At 68.1% G+C, this 22,311-nt stretch carries 18 protein-coding genes and 1 tRNA gene; 16 read left to right on the top strand and 3 right to left on the bottom strand.

The window, feature by feature from the left end:
* The first annotated feature begins 43 nt into the window (after positions 1–43).
* Positions 44–838, top strand: coding sequence for an adenosylmethionine decarboxylase (gene speD, locus P6166_RS11810; protein ID WP_057646947.1), 795 nt, complete (start codon positions 44–46; stop codon positions 836–838).
* Positions 839–994: 156 nt separating this feature from the next.
* The gene (sugE, locus tag P6166_RS11805; RefSeq protein ID WP_277764661.1) at positions 995–1,309 is read left to right on the top strand and encodes a quaternary ammonium compound efflux SMR transporter SugE; all 315 of its coding nucleotides are present in this window, start codon (positions 995–997) and stop codon (positions 1,307–1,309) included.
* Positions 1,310–1,359: 50 nt separating this feature from the next.
* Here sugE and coq7 read toward each other — a convergent pair whose 3' ends face one another.
* Entirely contained in the window at positions 1,360–2,028 is a 669-nt protein-coding gene (gene coq7 / locus P6166_RS11800; RefSeq protein ID WP_277764660.1) for a 2-polyprenyl-3-methyl-6-methoxy-1,4-benzoquinone monooxygenase, read from the bottom strand.
* Between the two features lie 168 nt (positions 2,029–2,196).
* Between coq7 and rplM the strand changes: the two genes are divergently transcribed.
* Together rplM and rpsI are read left to right on the top strand one after the other, a co-directional pair.
* On the top strand, positions 2,197–2,625 hold the full coding sequence (gene rplM, locus P6166_RS11795; RefSeq protein ID WP_057646941.1) for a 50S ribosomal protein L13: 429 nt from the start codon (positions 2,197–2,199) through the stop codon (positions 2,623–2,625).
* 2 nt (positions 2,626–2,627) lie between these two features.
* Positions 2,628–3,020 carry a 30S ribosomal protein S9 gene (gene rpsI, locus P6166_RS11790; protein WP_277764659.1) on the top strand — a complete coding sequence of 131 codons (393 nt, stop codon included), beginning with the start codon at positions 2,628–2,630 and terminating at the stop codon, positions 3,018–3,020.
* Between the two features lie 135 nt (positions 3,021–3,155).
* Here rpsI and P6166_RS11785 read toward each other — a convergent pair.
* Positions 3,156–3,230, bottom strand: a tRNA-Gln gene (locus tag P6166_RS11785).
* A 360-nt stretch (positions 3,231–3,590) separates the two neighbouring features.
* Between P6166_RS11785 and P6166_RS11780 the strand changes: the two genes are divergently transcribed.
* From P6166_RS11780 to P6166_RS11755, 6 genes are read left to right on the top strand one after another with little or no spacing between them, the layout of a single operon-like run.
* Positions 3,591–4,451, top strand: a complete 861-nt coding sequence (locus P6166_RS11780) for an STAS domain-containing protein (protein WP_277764658.1) — start codon at positions 3,591–3,593, stop codon at positions 4,449–4,451.
* Position 4,452: 1 nt separating this feature from the next.
* Positions 4,453–4,815, top strand: coding sequence for an STAS domain-containing protein (locus tag P6166_RS11775; protein ID WP_277764657.1), 363 nt, complete (start codon positions 4,453–4,455; stop codon positions 4,813–4,815).
* Positions 4,812–5,213: an anti-sigma regulatory factor gene (locus tag P6166_RS11770; RefSeq protein WP_277764656.1), complete on the top strand. Its 402-nt coding sequence runs from the start codon at positions 4,812–4,814 to the stop codon at positions 5,211–5,213. The genes P6166_RS11775 and P6166_RS11770 overlap by 4 nt, the downstream gene beginning before the upstream one ends.
* The gene (locus tag P6166_RS11765; protein WP_277764655.1) at positions 5,204–6,217 is read left to right on the top strand and encodes an ATP-binding protein; all 1,014 of its coding nucleotides are present in this window, start codon (positions 5,204–5,206) and stop codon (positions 6,215–6,217) included. The genes P6166_RS11770 and P6166_RS11765 overlap by 10 nt, the downstream gene beginning before the upstream one ends.
* The gene (locus P6166_RS11760; RefSeq protein ID WP_277764654.1) at positions 6,217–7,077 is read left to right on the top strand and encodes an ATP-binding protein; all 861 of its coding nucleotides are present in this window, start codon (positions 6,217–6,219) and stop codon (positions 7,075–7,077) included. The genes P6166_RS11765 and P6166_RS11760 overlap by 1 nt, the downstream gene beginning before the upstream one ends.
* Complete coding sequence (locus P6166_RS11755; protein WP_277764653.1) at positions 7,067–9,001, top strand: response regulator; 1,935 nt, start codon at positions 7,067–7,069, stop codon at positions 8,999–9,001. Before P6166_RS11760 ends, P6166_RS11755 begins: the two co-directional genes overlap by 11 nt.
* Before the next feature lie 7 nt (positions 9,002–9,008).
* Here P6166_RS11755 and P6166_RS11750 read toward each other — a convergent pair whose 3' ends face one another.
* Complete coding sequence (locus tag P6166_RS11750) at positions 9,009–9,566, bottom strand: DUF3228 family protein (protein ID WP_277764652.1); 558 nt, start codon at positions 9,564–9,566, stop codon at positions 9,009–9,011.
* A gap of 470 nt (positions 9,567–10,036) precedes the next feature.
* On the opposite strand from P6166_RS11750, the gene P6166_RS11745 reads away from it, so the two are divergent.
* The 6 genes from P6166_RS11745 to P6166_RS11720 all read left to right on the top strand — a co-directional run bounded on the left by P6166_RS11745 (position 10,037) and on the right by P6166_RS11720 (position 21,918).
* A complete protein-coding gene (locus P6166_RS11745) occupies positions 10,037–13,240 on the top strand; it encodes an efflux RND transporter permease subunit (protein WP_277764779.1) in 3,204 nt (1,067 codons plus the stop codon).
* A gap of 2 nt (positions 13,241–13,242) precedes the next feature.
* Positions 13,243–14,424 (top strand): efflux RND transporter periplasmic adaptor subunit, encoded by a 1,182-nt coding sequence (locus P6166_RS11740; RefSeq protein WP_277764651.1) that lies wholly within the window; start codon positions 13,243–13,245, stop codon positions 14,422–14,424.
* A 523-nt stretch (positions 14,425–14,947) separates the two neighbouring features.
* Positions 14,948–17,293 (top strand): TonB-dependent receptor, encoded by a 2,346-nt coding sequence (locus P6166_RS11735; protein WP_277764650.1) that lies wholly within the window; start codon positions 14,948–14,950, stop codon positions 17,291–17,293.
* 276 nt (positions 17,294–17,569) lie between these two features.
* Positions 17,570–19,063, top strand: coding sequence for a xylulokinase (gene xylB / locus P6166_RS11730; RefSeq protein WP_277764649.1), 1,494 nt, complete (start codon positions 17,570–17,572; stop codon positions 19,061–19,063).
* 40 nt (positions 19,064–19,103) lie between these two features.
* On the top strand, positions 19,104–20,444 hold the full coding sequence (gene xylA, locus P6166_RS11725) for a xylose isomerase (protein ID WP_277764648.1): 1,341 nt from the start codon (positions 19,104–19,106) through the stop codon (positions 20,442–20,444).
* A gap of 46 nt (positions 20,445–20,490) precedes the next feature.
* Positions 20,491–21,918: a sugar porter family MFS transporter gene (locus tag P6166_RS11720; RefSeq protein WP_277764647.1), complete on the top strand. Its 1,428-nt coding sequence runs from the start codon at positions 20,491–20,493 to the stop codon at positions 21,916–21,918.
* The last annotated feature ends 393 nt before the right edge of the window (positions 21,919–22,311 follow it).

The following is a 22,311-nucleotide window of genomic DNA, read 5'->3' as shown; positions in this document are numbered from 1 at the left end:
CCCATAATTGACCCCTTTCCCGTCTCCCAGAGGATAGACCGCCGTGGTCAAGCCGTTGCCTCGCCTGAGGTTGCAAGGTTTCAACAACCTCACCAAGGCGCTGAGCTTCAACATCTACGACGTCTGCTACGCCCGCACGGAAGAAGAGCGCCAGCGTTACATCGAGTACATCGACGAGCAGTACGACGCCGATCGCCTGACCCAGATCCTGACGGATGTGGCCGAAATCATCGGCGCGAACATCCTGAACATCGCGCGCCAGGATTATGACCCCCAGGGTGCGTCGGTGACGATCCTGATCTCCGAAGAGCCGGTCATCGACAAGAAGCAGGCCGGCAAGGAGCTGATTTCCGATGCCGTGGTCGCGCACATGGACAAGAGCCACATCACCGTCCATACCTACCCGGAGACCCACCCGCAGGAAGGCATCGCCACCTTCCGCGCCGATATCGACGTCGCCACCTGCGGCGTGATCTCGCCGCTGAAGGCGCTGAACTACCTGATCGAGTCGCTGGAATCGGACATCGTGATCATGGACTACCGCGTCCGTGGCTTCACCCGCGACGTGAAGGGCAAGAAGCACTTCATCGACCACAAGATCAACTCGATCCAGAACTTCCTGGCCAAGAACATCAAGTCGCGCTACGAGATGTTCGACGTCAACGTCTACCAGGAAAACATCTTCCACACGAAGATGCACCTGAAGGATTTCGACCTGGACCAGTACCTGTTCGAGGAAAAGGCCAAGAACCTCTCGTTCAAGGAGCGCATGAAGATCGAGGCGCTGCTCAAGCGCGAGATCGAAGAGCTGTTCCACGGCCGCAACCTGGCCGAGTAAGGGTTACATCCGGTTACGGCGCCACCGGGTAAGGTGGCGGCACGAATCGACAGGCGGGACGGCCCGCCGCGCGGATCCCCGCGTTACAGAGCCGACGGCGGCCCGGTGTGCAGACACCGGGCCGCCTTTTTTTCGTCTTGAGTCAGGAGAAACACCATGCCCTGGATCTATCTGCTGCTCGCCGGCCTGTTCGAGATCGGCTTTGCGATAGGGCTGAAGTACAGCCAGGGGTTCACCCGCCTGTGGCCCAGCCTGGGCACCGCGGTGGCGGCAGCCATCAGCCTGTGGCTGCTGACCCAGGCCCTGCGCACGTTGCCGGTGGGCACGGCCTACGCGATCTGGACCGGCATCGGCGCGCTCGGCGTGGCGGTGCTGGGGATGTTCCTGTTCGGCGACAGCGCCTCGTGGCCGCGGCTGGCGTGCATCGGGCTGATCGTGGCCGGCGTGGTGGGGCTGAAGCTGGTCGGTTGATCCGGTCGCGGCCCAGGCCGCGCTCGCCGGGCGGCCCGACGCGGCCGGCGTCAGAGCCGGTAGGCGACCGATTTCATCAGCTTGGAAGCCAGCGCCATGGCGGCGGGGATCGGCTGGGGCAGGATGCGCGCGCCCGCCTGCTCGGCATGGTCGGCGTGGCGGGCCTCGTCGGCCTTCATGACGCGCAGGATCTCGCGGCTGCGCAGGTCGGCCGGCGGCAGGGTCTCCAGGTGCTCGTCCAGGTGCGCCTCGACCTGGCGCTCGGTCTCCACCACGAAGCCCAGGCTCCAGTCGTCGCCGCGCAGGGCGGCGACCGCGCCCAGGGCATAGCTGCCGGCGTACCAGATCGGGTTGAAGACGCTCGGCCGGCTGTCCAGTTCGCGTAGGCGGTCCGCGCACCAGGACAAGTGGTCGGTCTCTTCCTGCGCGGCTTCCAGCAGGTGGGAGCGGGTACGGGCGTCACGGGCGACGGCCGCCTGCCCGAAATACAGGCCCTGGGCGCAGACCTCGCCGACATGGTTGATCCGCATCAGGCCGGCCGAATGGCGCCGCTCGGCATCGTCCAGCGGTACTTCGGGGGTCTTGCCGGCCGGGTTGGGGCGCAACGCGGCGGGGTCGCCGAAGACGGTTTCCAGGGCGCGCTGGGCTTCCAGCAGCAGGTGGTCCAGGCGGCTGGGGCGGCGCAGGTCGGCGGTACGGGAGGCAAGGGAATCGTCCATGCGGGGGATTCTGGCCCCGCGCCGCCCGCCTGCCAACCGCCCGCCGGGGCTGCGGTTGCGCCGCTCCGGGCGGCCCGGTACAATCCCGCCTCTTCGTTTCACCAAAACGCGCGGCAGAGTTCCGGCGATCCCGGAATGAGCCCGACCACTTCAACCAAGAGTTTCTCCATGACTACGTTCACCGCAAAGTCCGAGACCGTCCAGCGCGACTGGTACCTCGTTGACGCCTCCGGCAAGACGCTCGGCCGTCTCGCCTCCGAACTGGCCCGCCGCCTGCGTGGCAAGCACAAGCCCGTCTACACCCCGCACGTCGATACCGGCGACTACCTCGTCGTGATCAACGCCGAGAAGATCGCGGTGACCGGCAAGAAGCTGCAGGACAAGATGTATCACCGTTTCACCGGCTACATCGGCAACCTGAAGTCCGAGAACCTCGCCCAGGCGCTGGAGCGCCACCCGGAGCGCGTGATCGAGATCGCCGTCAAGGGCATGCTGCCGAAGGGCCCGCTGGGCCGCGACATGTATCGCAAGCTCAAGGTCTACGCCGGCCCGAACCATCCGCACGCCGCTCAGCAGCCGCAGGTCCTGGACATCTAATCATGGCTATCTCTCAGAACTACGGCACTGGCCGTCGCAAGTCCTCCACCGCCCGCGTGTTCCTGCGCAAGGGCACCGGCAACATCACCGTCAACGACCGTCCGCTGGACGAGTTCTTCGGCCGTGAGACCGCGCGCATGATCGTGCGCCAGCCGCTGGAGCTGACCAAGAACACCGAAAGCTTCGACATCTACGTGACCGCCGCCGGCGGTGGCACCACCGGCCAGGCCGGTGCGATCCGCCTGGGCATCGCCCGCGCGCTGGTCGAGTACGACGAGTCGCTGAAGTCCGAGCTGCGCAAGGCCGGATTCATGACCCGCGACGCCCGCGAGGTCGAGCGCAAGAAGGTCGGTCTGCACAAGGCCCGCCGCGCGACCCAGTTCTCCAAGCGCTGATCCATCGCGCAGGAGCGGGTGGGTCTTTCGATCCACCCTCTACGAAGAGCCCGGCCTTGGCCGGGCTTTTTGTTTTTCCGCGGCGGCGCGCAGGCAAAAAGAAAGGCCCGATCAGTGATCGGGCCTTTCTGGATTTGGCTGCCCCGGATGGATTCGAACCACCGAATGCCTGAGTCAGAGTCAGGTGCCTTACCGCTTGGCGACGGGGCAATATGAAGCTAGGTCGGAAAGTATCGCATGTCCTCGCGGAACTGGGAACCTTCCAGCGAACGAAGCAGCGCCTCGTCCGGCCGCGCATTCTATAGCGTCCCTATCGCGCGCTCAAGCCCTCGCGCGTGCTGCCGTTCGCGCTGCGGCGCGGCGTGGCGCCGCGCATTCACGGCCCGGCGACAGCCAACCCGTTTCAATCGCGGGGCGAACACGGGGCTTGGCAGGACGCCTGAGGGGGAGGCACGCAGGAAAGGCCCATGGCCGCCCCTGTCCGATTGGATTACTCTCAATCACCTTTTTCCGCAGACGGGCTTACGGGCCGGTGCTGCGCGTTCTTGTTCCCCACTTCCAGGAATTCCCATGGCGGCTCTGCAGCAGCGCACCACCGATCTTATCCGTGCCCATGAAGAACAGGTGCTCGCCAGCTGGCTGGCCGACCTGTTGCGCGCCGGACAGGTCCAGGACAACCGCATCAGCCAGCGCGAGCTGGAAGTGCAGGTGCGCGATTTCTGGCGCCTGTTCCTGGCCGCCGTGACCTCGCGCGACGCAAGCAGCCTGCAGGACGACCAGTGGCAGGACATCCGCCATTTCCTCGAGGATCTCTCGCGCGACCGCGTGCCGCGCGGCTTCAGCTCCTCGGAGACGGCGACCTTCATCTTCTCGCTCAAGCGCCCGCTGTTCGAACTGCTGCAGCAAGGTTACGCCGACGCGCCCAAGGAGCTCGGCGGGCAGATGTGGGCCATGTCCGAACTGCTGGACCAGCTCGGCCTGCACACGGTCAAGGCGTTCCAGAAGACGCGCGAGGACGTGATCCAGCGCCAGCAGGAAGAGATGCTCGAACTGTCCACCCCGGTGGTGAAGCTGTGGGAAGGCGTGCTGGCGTTGCCGATGATTGGCACGCTCGATTCCCAGCGCACCCAGGTGGTGATGGAATCGCTGCTGGAGCGAATCGTGGAAACCGGCTCGGAGATCGCCATCATCGACATCACCGGCGTGCCGACCGTCGACACGCTCGTCGCCCAGCACCTGCTCAAGACTGTCACCGCGATCCGCCTGATGGGCGCCGACGCGATCATCAGCGGCGTGCGGCCGCAGATCGCCCAGACCATCGTGCACCTGGGCCTGGACCTGCAGGGCATCGTCACCAAGGCCAACCTCGCCGACGCGCTCGCGCTGGCGCTGCGCCGCACCGGCCAGAACGTGGTCAAGGTGACCGCCTGACATGGACCGCATTCCCATCCTGCGGATGGGTGACCTGCTGTTGGTCACCATCCAGGTCGACATGCACGACCAGCTCGCATTGACCCTGCAGGACGACCTCACCGAGAAAATCCAGGCCACCTCGGCGCGCGGCGTGCTGATCGACATTTCCGCACTCGATATCGTCGACTCGTTCATCGGTCGCATGATCGCCACCATCTCCGCGCTGGCGCGGATCATGGATGCGACCACCGTGGTGGTGGGCATGCAGCCGGCGGTGGCGATCACGCTGGTCGAGCTGGGACTCAACCTCACCGGCGTGCGCACCGCGCTCAACGTCGAGCGGGGCATGAAGCTGCTTCAGCAGACCGAAGCCACACCATGACCACATCCAGTGGATCCCAAGCGATCCGCGTCGAACAGGACGTCGTGCTGGCGCGCCAGACCGTGCGCCAGCTGGCCGTGGCCCAGGGCCTGCGGCTCGTCGACCAGACCAAGCTGGTCACCGCGGCCAGCGAGCTGGCGCGCAACACGGTGATCTACGGCGGCGGCGGCGAGATGCAGTGGGAAGTCCTCCAGCAGGGCCTGCGCCGTGGCGTGCGGCTGGCGTTCGTGGACCAGGGCCCGGGCATCGCCGATGTCGAGCAGGCGCTGACCGACGGCTGGACCTCCGGCAAGGGCATGGGCCTGGGCCTGTCCGGCTCGCGCCGCCTGGTGGACGAGTTCGTGCTGGACAGCGCGCCCGGCACCGGCACGCGGGTCACGATCACCAAATGGACGTGAATTTCTCCGGCCACGTGACCCGTCGCGTGCCGGTCGAGGAAACCACCCAGGTCGGGCAGGCACGGCGCGAAGCGACGGCGCTGGCCGAAGTGTGCGGATTCGACGAGACGGACGTGGGCCGCGTCGCGCTGGCCGCCACGGAGCTGGCCACCAACATGCTCAAGCACGGGCGCGGTGGGCTCATGCACCTGTCGCTGGTGCAAGGCCGCCATGCGCAGGGCGTGGAGCTGTGCGCGGTGGATCGCGGCCCGGGCTTCAGCCTTGCGCAATGCCTGCCGGATGGCTACTCCACCGGCGGCACGCAGGGCCTGGGGCTGGGCGCGATCCAGCGCCAGGCGGCGGCGCTGGACGTATGGTCCGACGAGCGCGGCGCCATCGTGCTGGCGCGGATCCATGCCGAGAACGCTCCGCGCGACGCCGACCTGGCCTACGGCGCACTGCGCCTGCCCACGCGCCACGAAGTGGCCTGCGGCGATGCCTGGCACCTGGCCTTCGACGGGCAGCGGCTGGCCGCCACCTTGATTGACGGCCTGGGCCATGGCGTGCCGGCGACCGAGGCGGCCAACGCCGGCGCCGCCGCCGCCGCCCAGGCCGGCCCGCTCGCGCCGGCCGACCTGCTGGCCCGCCTGCACGGCGCCATGTCCGGTACCCGCGGCGGCGCGGCGGCGGTGGCCTGCCTGGATGTCCAGAGCGGGATGCTCAGGTTTTCCGGTATCGGCAACATCGCCGCCAGCGTGTGCGACCTCAACGGCGCGCGGGGGCTGGCATCGCACCCCGGCATCGTGGGCGTGCAATACCGCAAGGCGCAGACATTCGATCTTCACGTGCAACCCGGCAATCTGCTGGTGATGCACAGCGATGGCCTGCAGGCACGCTGGAGCTTGCGGGACTACCCCGGCCTGATCCAGCGCCATCCGGCACTGGTGGCCGCGGTCCTGCAGCGCGATTTCGATCGTGGCCGTGACGACGCCGGCATCCTCGTCGTCCGCCTCGGAGCCTTGTGATGAGTGCCAGCGAAAATCCTGCACTGGACCTGCAATCCCTGCGCGAGGAGAACAACGCCCTGCGCGCGGAGCTGGACGAGACCAACCAGGGGGTGCTCGCGCTGTACGCCGAGCTGGACCAGCAGGCCGAACAGTTGCGCGAGGTCTCCGAGCTCAAGAGCCGGTTCCTGTCCTACATGAGCCACGAATTCCGCACGCCGCTGGGCTCCATCCTGAGCATGACGCGCCTGCTGGAAGACGGCATGGACGGCCCGCTGACCGACGAGCAGCGCCGGCAGGTGAAGTTCGTCAGCGCGGCGGCGCGCGAGTTGCGCGAAATGGTGGACGACCTGCTGGACCTGGCCAAGATCGAAGCCGGGCGCATCAGCATCTCGCCGGCCTGGTTCGACCTGATGGACCTGTTCTCCGCGCTGCGCGGCATGTTCCGCCCGCTGGTGGAGGGCAACCACGTGGACCTGGTCTTCGAGGACCCGCCGGCCCTGCCGATGCTCTACACCGACGACAAGAAACTGGCGCAGATCCTGCGCAACTTCATTTCCAACGCGCTCAAGTTCACCCAGAACGGCCATGTGCGGGTATCGGCGGGCCCGGAGAACGAGGGCGAGGTGCGCTTCAGTGTGCACGACACCGGCATCGGCATCCCCGAGGAACTGCAGTCCACCCTGTTCGAGGATTTCGTCCAGGTCGATACGCCGCTGCAGAAGCGCTTGCGCGGCACCGGCCTGGGGCTGTCGCTGTGCAAGCGCTTCGCCGAGTTGCTGGGTGGCCGGGTCGGCGTGCACAGCGTGGTGGGCGAAGGGTCGGAGTTCTTCGTGATCCTGCCGCTGAAACTGGACGAGGGGGCGACCGATGCCGAATAGCAACCGCATCCTGGTGGTGGACGACAACGCCGCCACGCGCTACTCGGTGCGGCGCGTACTGGAACACCACCGCTTCAGCGTGGAGGAAGCCGAGACCGGCGGCGATGGCCTGGCCCGGTTGATGGGCGGGGAATTCGCAGCCGTGGTGCTGGACGTCAACCTGCCGGACATGAGCGGTTTCGACGTGGTGCGCCAGCTGCGCGAGGACGCGCGCACCCGCCTGTTGCCGGTGGTGCACGTATCGGCCGCCTCGATTGCCACGGGCGACCTGATCACCGGCCTGGACGCCGGCGCCGACGCCTATCTCATCCATCCCGTCGACCCCGACGTGCTGCTCGCCACGCTGCGCACCTTGCTGCGCGTGCGCCGCACCGAGGAGGCCTTGCGCGCGAGCGAGGCACGCTTTCGCGAGATATTCGAGCACATCGGCGCGCCGATCGCCGTGGTCGATTCGGCGCTGTGCGTGCACGATGCCAACGCCGCTTTCGGCAAGCTGCTGGGCGATGTGGACCTCTCCGGCGCGCTGGAGACCCGATTCGGCGGGCAGCCCGACACGCTGGCGCAGCTGCGCCTGGCGCTGGCCCGCCAGCAGCGCTGGAAAGGCACCCTGGCCCTGGGCACGCCCACGGGCGTGCGCATGACCGAGTGGCGCCTGACGCCGTATCGGGACCCCGACATGGGCATGCTCTTCGTCGAGGATGTCACCGAGCAGCACCAGCGCGAGCGCGCGCATCGCCAGGAGATGGACAGCGCCACCAGCGAACTGGCCCACCAGATCGCCGAGCGCGAGCGCACGGAAGCCGAACTGATGCAGGCCCAGAAAATGGATTCGCTGGGCAAGCTCACGGGCGGCATCGCCCACGATTTCAACAACCTGTTGACCAGCATCATCTCGGCGCTGGACATGATCGCCGTGTCGGTGGAAGGCAACCGGCTGGAGAAGGTGCCGCGCTATACAGAGATCGCCAGCAGCTCGGCGCATCGCGCCGCGGCGCTGACCCAGCGCATGCTCGCCTTCGCGCGCAAGCAGTCGCTCGACCCGCAGCCGTTCAACGTGGGTGAGCGCGTGCGTTCGCTGGAGGACATGCTGCGGCGCTCGATCGGCGAGAACATCGAGCTGGAATTCGAGCTGGGCGACGAGCCGCTGGTGGCCATCGCCGATCCCAACCAGTTCGAGAACGTCATGCTCAACCTGGTCATCAACGCCCGCGATGCGCTGGGCGGGGAGGGCGCGGTGCGCATCCGCGGCGAACTGCTCGAAAGCCGCCGCGAGGCCGATCTGGCCGATGGCACCTACGTGAGCATCAAGGTCATCGACAACGGCGTGGGCATCCCGCCGGAGGTGTTGGCCAAGGTATTCGAGCCGTTCTTCACCACTAAGCCGCAGGGCGAGGGCACCGGGTTGGGGTTGTCGATGACCTACGGGTTCGCGCGGCAGTCCGGCGGCCTGGTACGCATCGTCAGCGAGCCGGGCCATGGAACCGAGGTCGAGCTGCTGCTGCCGCAGGGCGAATCGCCGCAGCCGGTGCCCGCTCCGCTGCCCTCGCGCGCACCGCGCGGGAAGTCCGAGCGCGTGCTGCTGGTCGATGACACCGACGTGGTGCGGCTGATGGTGCGCGAGGTGCTGCAGGAGGCCGGCTACCAGGTGGTGGACGCCGCCAACGCCGATGATGCCCTGTACGAGCTGCGTGCCGACGCGCACATCGACCTGCTGCTGTCCGACGTCGGGCTGCCCGGCATGAACGGGCGCGCGCTGGCCGATGCCGCGCGCGAACTGCGCCCGGCCTTGCCGGTGCTTTTCATCACTGGCTATACCGAGGGCGCGGCGCAGCGGCAGGAATTCCTCGACCACGGCATGGCCCTGCTGCCCAAGCCCTTCAGCCTGGACGAGCTGCTGCACAAGGTGCGGCAGATGCTGGTGTGAGCCCCGCTCAGGGGCGCCAGTTGGCGTTGGCTTCCCAGAACGCCACGGCGCGGCGGTAGGCGTCGCGGTCCAGCGGCACGCCCGATCCGCCTTCCTCCACGCCGAGCGCGTTGCGCATCATGGTGATTGGCGCCATCGGGATCTCCTCCGGCTCGGCCGTGTACAGGCAGCCCACCACGCCCCAGTCGGCGTCGATCGGCGAGCCCTCGCGCGCCAGCTGCTCGCGGCTGTAGAGGATGGGCAGCAGGTAGTTCGCGCGCGGCGCCTGCACGCCTTCGAACCAGCGCACCAGCACCGGCAATTCCTCGCGGCTGCGTGCCTCGTAGCCCGAACGCAGCTGGTGGCGGTTGGCCTCGGTGATGGGCACGGTGAGGCAGCGCGTGGAGGTCCAGTTCGCATGCACGTGCAGCTTGCAGAACGGCGCGTAGCCGTCGAGCACCCGCAACGGCGCGTGGTCGTTGAGATGGCGCTCGAACTGCTCGGGCGTGCAGTCCTGCACGGTATTGCGGCGCGCCTCGCGCGGGAACAGGCGGGTGCGGGCGAAGGGCGTGAGGACGATGGACATGGCACACGGGGCGGGGAGAAGGGCGCCACTCTAGCCGACCGGCGCGGGGCGCGGCCCAGGGGGGGGCGACGTGCGCCAGCCTGACAAACCGCCGCGCCGCGCTTTGCCGAGTGCGGCGGCATGGCGCCCCGCCGGCCGACCATGACTTTCAGGACGGGTGTCCGGGGCGGTCACGGGCGTACTCATGCGCATTGATGAATCTGGCTCATCGCCTCGTTCCATGGAAGCTATGTAATCGCAGCACTGCGTCCCGCTAAATTGGCGGGACGGCGCGCCGGGAAGGCGCGTCTGCGGCTGTTCGCGGCACCCGGCAGGTTCGCCTGCCGGCCTGGACCTGAAACCCCCACCGCTCGCCATCGCCTTTCGGGTCGATGGCGGGAATGCAGAGTTCTCCCCCACATGCCCGTTTCGTTCCTGACTTGCCCGCGCCTGCGTGGGTGCGCCGCCGTCCCGTCCGGGGTGGCCGCATGCTGATGCAAGCCGTGCGGGTCGCCCTGCGGCGGCCCTACACCTTCGTGGTGATGGCGGTGCTGATCCTCATCGGCGGCGTGCTCGCCGCGCTGCGCACGCCCACCGACATCTTTCCGCAGATCGACATCCCGGTCATCGCGGTGGCGTGGACCTACACCGGCCTGCCGCCCGACGAGATGGCCGGCCGGGTGTCCTCGCAGTTCCAGCGCCTGCTCAGCACCACGGTCAACGATGTCGAGCACATCGAGGCCAACACCTATCCCGGCATCAGCGTCATCAAGATCTACTTCCAGCCGGGCGTGGACATCGCGGTGGCGAACGCGCAGATCACCGCCTCCTCGCAGCTGGCCCTGCGGCAGATGCCCGCCGGCATCCAACCGCCGGTGATCCTCAACTACAACGCCGCCACCGTGCCGATCCTGCAGCTGGCGCTTTCCGGCCAAGGCCTGGGCGAGCAGCAGCTGTCGGATATCGCCACCAACTCGGTGCGCACGCAGCTGATCACCGTGCCCGGCGCCGTACTGCCGTTGCCCTACGGCGGCAAGCAGCGCCTGGTGCAGGTCGACGTGCGCCCGGAGGCCCTGCAGGCACGCGGGCTCTCCGCGCAGGACATCGCCAACGCGCTGGCCGCGCAGAACGTGCTGACGCCGATCGGCACGCAGAAGATCGACAACTTCGAGTACACCCTGCAGCTCAACAGCGCGCCTTCGGCGATCGAGGACCTCGGCCGCATCCCGGTCAAGGAGGTGGACGGCACGACCGTCTACCTGCGCGACGTCGCCGACGTCCACGATGGCAACTCGCCGCAGACCAACATCGTGCACGTGGATGGCGGCCGCTCGGTGCTGATGTCCACGCTGAAGAATGGCTCGGCTTCCACCCTGGCCATCGTCGACGGCATCCGCGCCAAGCTGGAGGAGATCAAGGCCGGCCTGCCGGACGCGCTGAAGGTCGTGCCGATCAACGACCAGTCGCTGTTCGTGCGCGCCGCGATCAAGGGCGTGGTGCTGGAAGGCGCCATCGCCGCGGCGCTGACCAGCATCATGATCCTGCTGTTCCTGGGCAGCTGGCGCTCGACGGTGATCATCGCCATCTCCATTCCGCTGTCGATCATGGGGTCGATCATCGCGCTGTCGGCCATCGGCCAGACCTTGAACCTGATGACCCTCGGCGGCCTGGCGCTGGCCATCGGCATCCTGGTGGACGATGCGACGGTGACCATCGAGAACGTCAACTGGCACCTGGAGCAGGGCAAGGACGTGGAGACGGCCATCCTCGATGGCGCGCAGCAGATCGTTACCCCGGCGTTCGTCTCGCTGCTGTGCATCTGCATTGCCTTCGTGCCGATGTTCTTCCTGGAAGGCGTCTCGCGCTACCTGTTCGTGCCGATGGCCGAAGCGGTGATCTTCGCGATGGTGTGCTCGTTCATCCTCTCGCGCACGCTGGTGCCGACGATGGCCAAGTACCTGCTGCGCCCGCACGCGCCGCATACCGACCTGCACGGCAACGACGCCGCGCTGCCGCCCTCGCGCAACCCGCTGGTGCGCCTGCAACGCGGCTTCGAGGCGCGCTTCGAGCGCTTCCGCAACGGCTACCGCGGCCTGCTCGCCGCCGCGCTGGGCAACCGGCGCGGCTTCATCATCGGTTTCACCGTCGCGGTGGTCGCTTCGTTCGGGCTGGTGCCCTTCCTGGGCGCCAACTTCTTCCCCTCGGTGGACTCGGGCCAGGTGCTGATGCACGTGCGCGTGCCGGTCGGCACGCGCGTGGAGGAAACCGCCGCGCGCTTCGCACAGATCGAACGGGCGATCCGCGAGGTGATCCCTTCCGGGCAGATCGAGACGATGGTCGACAACATCGGCCTGCCGCCCAGCGCCATCAACCTCACCTACAACAACACCGGCGTGATGGGCCCGCAGGACGGCGACTTCCAGATCGCCCTGCGCGAAGGCCATCCGCCGACCGCCGACTACGTGCGCCGCCTGCGCGACGAACTGCCCAAGCGCTTCCCGGACACCACGTTCTCGTTCCCGCCGGCGGACATCGTCAGCCAGATCCTCAACTTCGGCGCGCCCGCGCCGATCGACATCCAGATCCGCGGCGGCAACCTCGACGGCAACTACGCCTACGCGCAGATGCTGCTGAAGAAGCTGCGCGGCGTGCCGGGCGTGGCCGATGCGCGCATCCAGCAATCGCAGCGCGCACCGCGCTTCAATGTCGACCTGGATCGCACGCAGGCGCAACAGCTCGGCCTGACGACCCGCGACGTCACCAACTCGCTGGTGGTCAACCTCGCCGGCAGCAGCCAGGTCGCCCCGACCTTCTGGCTCAACCCGGCCAATGGCGTGACCTATTCGATCGTCATGCAGACCCCGCAGCGCGCGCTGGATTCGCTGACCGCGTTGCAGAACCTGCCGGTCGGCAACGGCACGCGCCCGGCGGAAACCACGCTCGGCGGCGTCGCCACGCTGACCCGCAGCAGCGCCGCCGCGTTGGTGAGCCAGTACAACATCCAGCCGATGGTGCAGATCCACGCCGCCACCGAGGACCGCGACCTGGCCGCGGTCGCCGCCGACATCCGCCAGCTGCTGGCCGAGACGGCCGACCAGGTGCCGAAGGGCGCGCACGTGGAGCTGATGGGCCAGGTGCAGACGATGAACAAGGCGTTTTCCGGCCTGCTGTTCGGCCTGCTCGGCGCCATCGTGCTGATCTACCTGTTGATCGTGGTGAACTTCCAGTCCTGGCTGGACCCGGCGGTGATCGTCTCGGCGCTGTCGGCCGCGCTGGCCGGCATCGTGTGGATGCTGTTCCTCACCGATACCACCTTGTCCGTGCCCGCGTTGACCGGCGCGATCATGTGCATGGGCGTGGCCACGGCCAACAGCGTGCTGGTGGTGAGCTTCGCGCGCGAACGCCTGGCCGAGCTGGGCGACGCCACCGCCGCCGCGCTGGATGCCGGCTTCGTGCGCTTCCGCCCGGTGCTGATGACCGCGCTGGCGATGATCATCGGCATGATGCCCATGGCGCTGGGCATGGGCGAGGGCGGCGAGCAGAACGCGCCGCTCGGCCGCGCCGTGATCGGCGGCCTGATCTGCGCCACCTTCGCCACCCTCGTCTTCGTGCCCGTACTGTTCAGCGTCGTGCACGGCCGTACTTCCCGCCATACCGTCCTCGCGCCGCCGCAGCCGGCCGCCGGAGTTCCCTGATCATGTCCCAGCCCACCCCCACGTCTCCCCCTGCACCCGCACCCCGTTCCTCGCGCCGCCTGCCGGTGGTGATCGTGTGCGTCCTCGTCATCGGCGCGGTCGTCGCCGGCCTCGTCGTGCGCGCCACCCGCGCGCACCAGCTGGCGGCCACCGCGCAATCGCGCAGCGTGCCCACCGTGGCGGTGATCCACCCCACGCCGGTGCCGCTTGCCGCGCTGGAGCTGCCCGGCCGCGTCGAGGCCTGGTCGCGCGCGCCGATCTACGCGCGCGTCAGCGGCTACCTCAAGCGCTGGAACGCCGATATCGGCCAGCCGGTGAAGGCCGGGCAGGTGCTGGCCGAGATCGAAACGCCGGACCTGGACCAGGAGCTGAGCCAGGCCCGCGCGGAGTTGGCGAGCGCGCGCAGCGATGCGGCTATCGCCAAGGCCGCGGCGGACCGCTGGCAGCGGCTGGTCGATACGCGTTTGGTCTCGCGCCAGGACGCCGACGAGCGGCTGGCCACCAGCCAGTCGCGCGAGGCCAGCGCGCAGGCGTTGAACGCCAACGTCGCCCGCGCGCAGACGCTGGCGCGCTACAAGCAACTCATCGCGCCGTTCGATGGCGTGGTGACCGAGCGCAACACCGATGTCGGCGCGCTGATCAACACCGGTAGCAGCACCGGCAGCGCGTTGTTCGTGGTCTCCGACCTCAGCCGCCTGCGCGTGTACGTGAGCGTGCCGCAGCGCCAGGTCGCCTCGATCCGCCCGGGCGTGCATGCGCAGCTGGTCGTGCCCGAGCATCCGGGCAAGACCTACGACGCCACCGTGCAATCCCTCTCGCAGGCCATCGACAGCGACTCCGGCGCGATGCGCGTGCAACTGGCGGTGGACAACGCCGCCGGCGAACTGCTGCCCGGCGCGTACGCCACGGTGCGTTTCGATATGGCCGATGGCGGCACCACGCTGGGCCTGCCGCCGAGCGCGCTGATCGTCGGCAAGGACGGCGTGCGGCTGGCACTCGTGGACGGGCAGGGCAAGGCGCAGTTGCGCGAGGTGCGCATCAGCCGCGACCTGGGTAACGTCGTCGAGTTCGCCGATGGCCTGAAGGCCGAGGACAAGGTGATCGACAACCCGCCCGATGGCATCGCCACCGGCGATACCGTGCGCGTGGCCGAGCCGGTGGCGGAGCAGAAGAAGGCCGGCTGAGCCGGCCCCCGCGTCCGTCCTGGCGGGTGGCCGGGGCGGGCGCGGGCCCCGGCAGGCCATGCGGCAGAAGGGCTGGCGTCCGCGCGGGCAAGAGGCCGGAGTGCGTCGATGCGTGGCCTGATGGGACCGTTGTGGTGCTTTTGCTGTGCGGATGGCCGCTGCTGGCTGCCTTGGGCCTGGTGGTGTAGATCGAGCTGAGGCACGACACCTATGGCGCAGCGCCCTGGCTGCTGGTGTTCGGCGCAGTGGGTTGCCTGCCGACTTCGCTGATGACGGGCCTGGCGCACCTGGACACCCATGGAAGGCCGCGAGGCGAGCCGCCGCAGTACGCGTTTGGCACGGCGGTTTACGTGGCGGGATGCGGCATGGCCGCGACAGCGGGGCATGCGCTTTTGCAGCGCATTTAGCGCGGCCTGAAACCAAGGTGCAACATCGCTGGCCTACCGTGCCCCGCTTGGCCCGGTGCTGGCACGGCTGGTGCGGCCGAATGGATTCGTTCCCGCCCTCTGCCCAGGATGCACCGATGCGCCACCTCTCCACCCGCCGTTTCCCGCTGCCGCGCCGTCGCGCGCTCGCCCTCCACTGCGCCGCCCTGCTGATGGCCTCGCTGGCCGCGCCGGCCTGGGCCGCCGGTGCCGAGCCGCCTTCCGCCGCCACCGCGCGCGAGGCCAGCGCCACCGCCACCTCGCTCGATGCGGTCACCGTGACCGCCGAGCGCCGCGAGGAAAACCTGCAGCAGGTGCCGGTGTCGGTCGGCGTGGTACAGGGTGCGCAGATGCGCGACTACACCGCCGGCGGCGACGACACCCTGCTGGCGCTGTCCGGCAAGGTGCCGGGCTTCTACGCCGAAACCACCACCGGCCGCATCTTCCCGCGCTTCTACATCCGCGGCCTGGGCAACATCGACTTCTACCTCGGCGCCTCGCAACCGGTCTCCATCATCCAGGACGACGTGGTACTCGAACACGTCGTGCTGAAGTCCAACCCGGTCTATGACGTGGACCAGGTCGAAGTGTTGCGCGGCCCGCAGGGTTCGCTGTTCGGGCGCAACACCACCGCTGGCATCGTCAAGTTCGACAGCATCAAGCCGGGCCAGGACTACAGCGGCCGCCTGTCGGCCAGCTACGGCACCTACGGCAGCATCAACCTCGACGGCGGCTTCGGCGGCCCGATCAACGACGTGGCCTCGTTCCGCATCTCGGCGCTGTACCAGCACCGCGACGATTACGTCGACAACGACTTCGACGGCACCAGCGCCGACGGCACCGTGACCCCGAAGCAGAACGCCATGGGTGGCTACGACGACCGCAACGTGCGCGCCCAATTGCTGCTGCAGCCGAGCGAGCAGTTCTCGCTGCTGTTCTCCGGCCACGCGCGCGACTACGACGGCACCTCCACGTTGTTCCTGCGCAACGCCCTCACCAAGGGCTCCAACGACGTGGACGTGGCCCGCGACCGCGTGCGCTACGACGAGGCCCACGACAACCCGCAGGCCTACAAGACCTACGGTGGCTCGATCAAGGCCGCTTACGACTTCGGCGGCATGGAGCTGACCTCCATCACCGCCTACGAAACCACCTCGGGGTATTCGCGCGGCGACACCGATGGTGGCGCCGCGGCCGACTACCCGGTCAATGGCGTGCCGAACGGCTACGGCCAGTCGATGGGCCAGATCCGCGACCTCGATCAGTGGACGCAGGAGCTGCGCCTGGCCAGTTCCGGCGAGCGCGACGTGCAGTGGCAGGTCGGCGCGTTCTGGTTCGACGGCCGCGACACCACCGATTTCTACCAGCGCGCCTGGTTCCTGCAAGGCGCCGCGCGCAACCCGAACAACTGGGTGCGCCTGCGCAACACCAACACCTCCTGGGCCGGTTTTGGGCAAGTGAGCTGGAAGGCCACCGATGCGCTGACCCTGACCGCCGGCGTGCGCGAGACCGAGGACAAGAAGCGCACCCGCCTGCTGAAGACGGCCGATACCGCCGCCGGCGTGGTGACCTACCGCGGCCGCACCGATGTGGAGATGTCGGATACCCGCCCCAGCTGGGACCTCAGCGCGATGTACGAGGTCAACCCGCAGCTCAACGTGTATGCGCGCGTGGCCAGCGGCTTCCGCGGCCCGACGATCCAGGGGCGCTCGGCGGTGTTCAACGCCGACTTCACCACCGCCGATTCGGAAACCATCCTGTCGTGGGAAGCGGGCCTCAAGAGCAGCCTGTTCGACAACCGCCTGCGCCTGAACGTCACCGGGTTCACCTACACGGTGGACGACATCCAGCTCAACGGCAACGACGCCAACGGCAACGGCGTGCTGTTCAACGCCGACAAGGCCAAGGCCTACGGCCTGGAGGCGGACCTGGACTGGCGCCCGATCCCGAACCTGGCCATCAGCGCCGGCGCCAGCTGGTTGCACAGCGAGATCCAGGACGACCGCGTCTACGCGCAGGTGTGCGCGCTCAATGGCGTGGTGGTGTGCACGGTGAACGACCCGACGATCAAGGTCGGCGCCAACACCTTCGCCCAGATCGACGGCAACCCGCTGCCGAACGCGCCCAAGTACAACCTCAACCTCGCCGCGCGCTACGACATCCCGGTCAACGATGGCGGCGCTTTCTTCGTCGCCACCGACTGGAACAAGCAGGGCTATACCAGCTTCGTGCTGTACGACAGCAAGGAATTCAACGCCGACGGCAATTTCGAGGGCGGGTTGAAGGTGGGCTACACCGGCGGCTACGGCGCCTGGGAAGTGGCGCTGTTCGCGCGCAACATCACCAACGAGAAGAACCTCAAGGGCGTGATCGAGAACTACATGGCGGCTGTGTACAACGATCCGCGCACCGTCGGGATGTCGCTCAACCTCAACTGGCCGTAAGCCCGCGGCACCGCCCCTGCGCTGGGCAGGGGCGGTGCCCTCGCATCCGTACGCGCCGCATTCCGCACTGCAGCATGGCAAATCCCGCACAGCTGATAGAGTGCGGCCCGGCGCCTTCGGGTTGCCCGGAACCGCCGCCTGCATTCAGTTTTCCCCGCCACGGCCACTCGGCCGTTTCATTTCCGAAAATTCTGTTAGCGCTAACGGAATGGCAACAGGGAAAACCGGAATAGCTCGCGGCATCGTCGAACGAGTGCGAGTGTCGGGAGTGTGGGAATGAAGCTGGTGGCGGGCATCGATGCGGGCACGCAGAGCATCAAGGTGGTGGTGTACGACCCGCTGGCCCGGCAGGTGGTCGCCTCGGCCAGCGCCGCGCTGGAGCTGATCAGCGGCGACGACGGCAGCCGCGAGCAGGAAGCGGCCTGGTGGCTGGACGCCGTGCGCAGCTGCTTCTCGCGCATCGACCCGGCGTTGCGCGCGCAGGTCGCCGCCTTGTCGGTATCCGGCCAGCAGCACGGCTTCGTGCCGGTCGATGCCCAGGGGCAGGTGCTGGCGCCGGCCAAGCTGTGGTGCGATACCAGCACCAGCGCCGAATGCACCGAGATCATGGACGCGGTAGGCGGCGCGGCGCGCTGCATCGAGCTGGCCGGCAATCCGATCCTCGCCGGCTACACCGCCTCCAAGCTGCCGTGGACGCGCAAGCACCGCCCGGAGGTCTATGCCCAGCTGGCGAAGATCCTGCTGCCGCACGACTACCTGAATTTCTGGCTCACCGGTGAGTACTTCTGCGAGTACGGCGACGCGTCCGGCACGGGCTGGCTCGACGTGCGCACGCGCACCTGGTCCAAGGAGTTGCTGCACGCCACCGATCCGCAGCGCGATCTGGGCCAGTGCCTGCCGCCGCTGGTCGACGCCGGCGCCACGTTCCCGATCGCCCCGGCGATTGCCGACGAGCTTGGCCTGCCGCGCGAGGCGCTCGTCGCCGCCGGCGGCGGCGACAACATGATGGCCGCCTTCGGCACCGGCGCCGTGGTGCCGGGCAAGCTGTCGATGAGCCTGGGCACCTCCGGCACGTTGTTCGCGTACTCCGATACCCCGGTGGTGGACCCGGCCGGCGCGTGGGCCGCATTCTGCTCGTCCTCCGGCGGCTGGTTGCCGCTGATCTGCACGATGAACTGCACGGTCGCCACCGAGTCCATCGCGCGCTTGTTCGGCTTCAGCACGCGCGAGGGCGATGCGCGCATCGCGGCCAGCGCGCCCGGCGCCGCGGGGCTGACGTTCCTGCCGTTCCTCAACGGCGAGCGCACGCCGGACCTGCCGCTGGGCAAGGGCGTGCTGGCCGGCATGGACATGCACAACCTCGGCGAGGCCAACCTCTATCGCGCGGCGATGGAAGGGGCCACCTACAGCCTGAAGTACGGCTTCGACGCCTTCGTGGCCGGCGGCATGCACTTCGACGCCATCGTGCTCACCGGCGGCGGCGCGAACAGCGCGGCGTGGCGGCAGATGGTCGCCGATATCTTCAACCTGCCGGTCGAAGTGCCGAGCCAGGGCGAGGGCGCGGCGTTCGGCGCGGCGCTGCAGGCGCTGTGGGCGCTGGGCCGCGCGCACGGCGATGCCACGCCGGTGGCCGAACTGGTCGCCGCCCATCTCGATACCGATCCCGCGCTCGGCGCCCAGCCCGATGCCACCCGCCACGCGGCCTATGCCAAGGCGTACCGCCGCTTCCTCGACCACCTTTCCGCCGTGCGGCCGCTGTACGCCGCGTGAGCCTCCTCCTCCCCTGACCCTTCCAGACAGGTAGACGACCATGAGCACCCAACCTTTCATCGGCGCCAAGGAATACTTCCCCGGCATCGGCCGCATCCCGTTCGAAGGCCGCGACTCGGACAACCCGCTGTCGTTCAAGGTCTACGACGCGAACAAGAAGATCGGCGACAAGACCATGGCCGAGCACCTGCGTTTCGCGGTGTGCTACTGGCACAGCTTCTGCGGCAACGGCGCCGATCCGTTCGGCCCGGGCACCCGCCAGTACGGCTGGGATGCCGGCAGCGACCCGCTCAAGCGCGCCGAGGCCAAGGCCGATGCCGCGTTCGAGTTCTTCACCAAGCTCGGCGCGCCGTACTGGTGCTTCCACGATGTCGACCTGGCGCCGGACGCCGAGGACATCGGCACCTACGAGAAGAACCTCAAGCACATGGTGGCCATCGCCAAGCAGCGCCAGGTCGAGACCGGCATGAAGCTGCTGTGGGGCACCGCCAACCTGTTCTCGCACCCGCGCTACATGAACGGTGCCTCGACCAACCCGGACTTCAACGTCGTCGCCCGTGGCGCGGTGCAGGTCAAGGCCGCGCTGGAAGCCACCGTCGAACTCGGCGGCGAAGGCTACGTGTTTTGGGGCGGCCGCGAAGGCTATGCCTCGCTCGTCAACACGCAGATGAAGCGCGAGCAGGAGCACATGGCGCGCTTCCTCACCGCCGCGCGCGATTACGGCCGCAGCATCGGCTTCAAGGGCAACTTCCTGATCGAGCCCAAGCCGATGGAGCCGATGAAGCACCAGTACGACTTCGACAGCGCCACCGTCGTGGGCTTCCTGCGCGCGCACGGCCTGGACAAGGACTTCAAGCTCAACATCGAAGCCAACCACGCCACGCTCTCGGGCCATACCTTCGAGCACGACCTGCAGGTGGCCTCCGATGCCGGCATGCTCGGCTCGATCGACGCCAACCGCGGCAACCCGCAGAACGGCTGGGACACCGACCAGTTCCCGACCGACCTGTACGACACCGTCGGCGCGATGCTGGTGGTGCTGCGCCAGGGCGGGCTGCAGCCGGGCGGCCTGAACTTCGATGCCAAGGTGCGCCGCGAATCGTCCGATCCGCAGGATCTGTTCCTGGCCCACATCGGCGGCATGGACGCATTCGCGCGCGGCCTGGAGGTCGCCCACGCGCTGCTCACCGCCTCGCCGCTGGAAACCTGGCGCAAGGAACGTTACGCCAGCTTCGACGGCGGCACCGGCCAGGAATTCGAGCAGGGCAAGCTGGGCCTGGCCGATCTCGCCGCGTATGCTGCCAAGTCGGGCGAGCCGAAGCAGGTCAGCGGCCGCCAGGAAGCCTACGAGAACCTGATCAACCAGTACCTGATCCGCTGATTGATCCGGCCTTGCCCATCGCAACCGAACCGAACTTGGTGACTCCATGTCCAGTGTTCCGCTAGAGGCCGGCAGCAGCGCCGGTGAAAACACCCGCTTCATCATCCTGATCAGTTGCGTCGCCACTATCGGCGGCTTCCTGTTCGGGTTCGACAGTGGCGTCATCAACGGCACCGTCGACGGCCTCAAGCAGACGTTCCAGTCCAGTTCGGCGGGCATCGGCTTCGAGGTGGCCTCGATGCTGCTGGGCTGCGCGATCGGCGCGTTCTTCGCCGGCCGCCTGGCCGACCGCTGGGGCCGCCGCGCGGTGTTGATCATCGCGGCGGTGCTGTTCCTGCTGTCGGCGCTCGGGGCCGGCCTGGCGCACAGCTCGGCGGTGTTCGTGTTCGCCCGCGTGATGGGCGGCTTCGCGGTGGGCGCGGCGAGCGTGATGTCGCCGGCCTACATCGCCGAGGTGGCTTCGGCGCGTTACCGCGGGCGGCTGGCGACGGTGCAGCAGATCGCGATCATCAGCGGCCTGTTCTGCGCGTTCCTGTCCAACTTCCTGCTGGCCAAGGCGGCCGGCACTTCGACCCAGCCGCTGTGGCTGGGGCAGGAGGCCTGGCGCTGGATGTTCTGGATGCAGGCCATCCCCTCGGCGGTGTTCCTGATCCTGCTGCTCACCATCCCGGAAAGCCCGCGCTACCTGGTGGTGAAGGGCCGTCGCGACGAGGCGCTGGCGGTGCTGACGCGCCTGTACGGCGAGGCGGAAGCGCGCAACAAGCTGGTGGAAATCGGCGCCTCTTTGGCCGAGGACCATCACCGCCCGAGCCTGAAGGACCTGGTCAACAAGCACACCGGCAAGATTCGCCCGATCGTGTGGATCGGCATCGGCCTGGCGGTGTTCCAGCAGCTGGTAGGCATCAACGTGGTGTTCTACTACGGTGCGGTGCTGTGGCAGGCGGTGGGCTTCTCGGAGAACGACGCGCTGCTGATCAACGTGCTGTCTGGTGCGCTGAGCATCGGCGCGTGCCTGGTGACGGTGGTGCTGATCGACAAGATCGGCCGCAAGCCGCTGCTGTGGATCGGCTCGGCGGGCATGGCGGTGTCGCTGGCGCTGGTGACGTTCGCCTTCGCGAGCGCGTCGATGGACGAGGCCGGCAAGCTGGTGATGGCCGGTGGCATGGGCACGCTGGCGCTGGTGGCGGCCAACGTGTACGTGATCTTCTTCAACATGTCCTGGGGCCCGGTGATGTGGGTGATGCTGGGCGAGATGTTCCCCAACCAGATCCGCGGTTCGGGCCTGGCGGTGGCCGGTGCGGCGCAGTGGACGTCGAACTTCGCGATCACGGTGAGCTTCCCGATCCTGCTGGGCTCCATCGGCCTGGCTGGCGCTTACGGCATCTACACCGTCGCGGCGTTCCTGTCGGTGTTCTTCGTGCTGAAGTACGTGTACGAGACGAAGGGCCGGGAGTTGGAGCAGATGGAGGGCTGATCTTTCCCTCGCTCTCTTTGCTTTCTGGAGAAGGCCATCCGTGTGGGTGGCCTTTTTCTTTTTTCGGGTGTGCGTCAAGGTTTGCGAGGTGGGCGCGCGTTTGGGTGCGTCGCACGGTGCCCGGTGGGCAAGCCCCATCGGGACACGCCGTGAACCCATCCATGGGGGCTCGTAGGCGACATCCATGTCGCCTACGGTCCCGATGGGGCTTGCCCACCGGACACCCGATACATTCCCGGCGCGCCCGTAGAACGGTAACGGCGACGGCGACGACGACGGCAACGGCAACGGCGACGGCCGATCCGCATTTGATCTTCGATCCGTCGAGGCGATGTGGGGAGGGCGGGGGGGGGGGGGGCCGGGGGGGGGGGGGGGGGGGCGCGGGGGGGCCAC

The organism is Stenotrophomonas sp. HITSZ_GD (assembly GCF_029543105.1).
In the GTDB taxonomy this organism is placed as follows: domain Bacteria; phylum Pseudomonadota; class Gammaproteobacteria; order Xanthomonadales; family Xanthomonadaceae; genus Stenotrophomonas_A.
The sequence above is the reverse complement of the archived record's forward strand: the minus strand, read 5'-3'. Positions and strand labels throughout refer to the sequence as shown.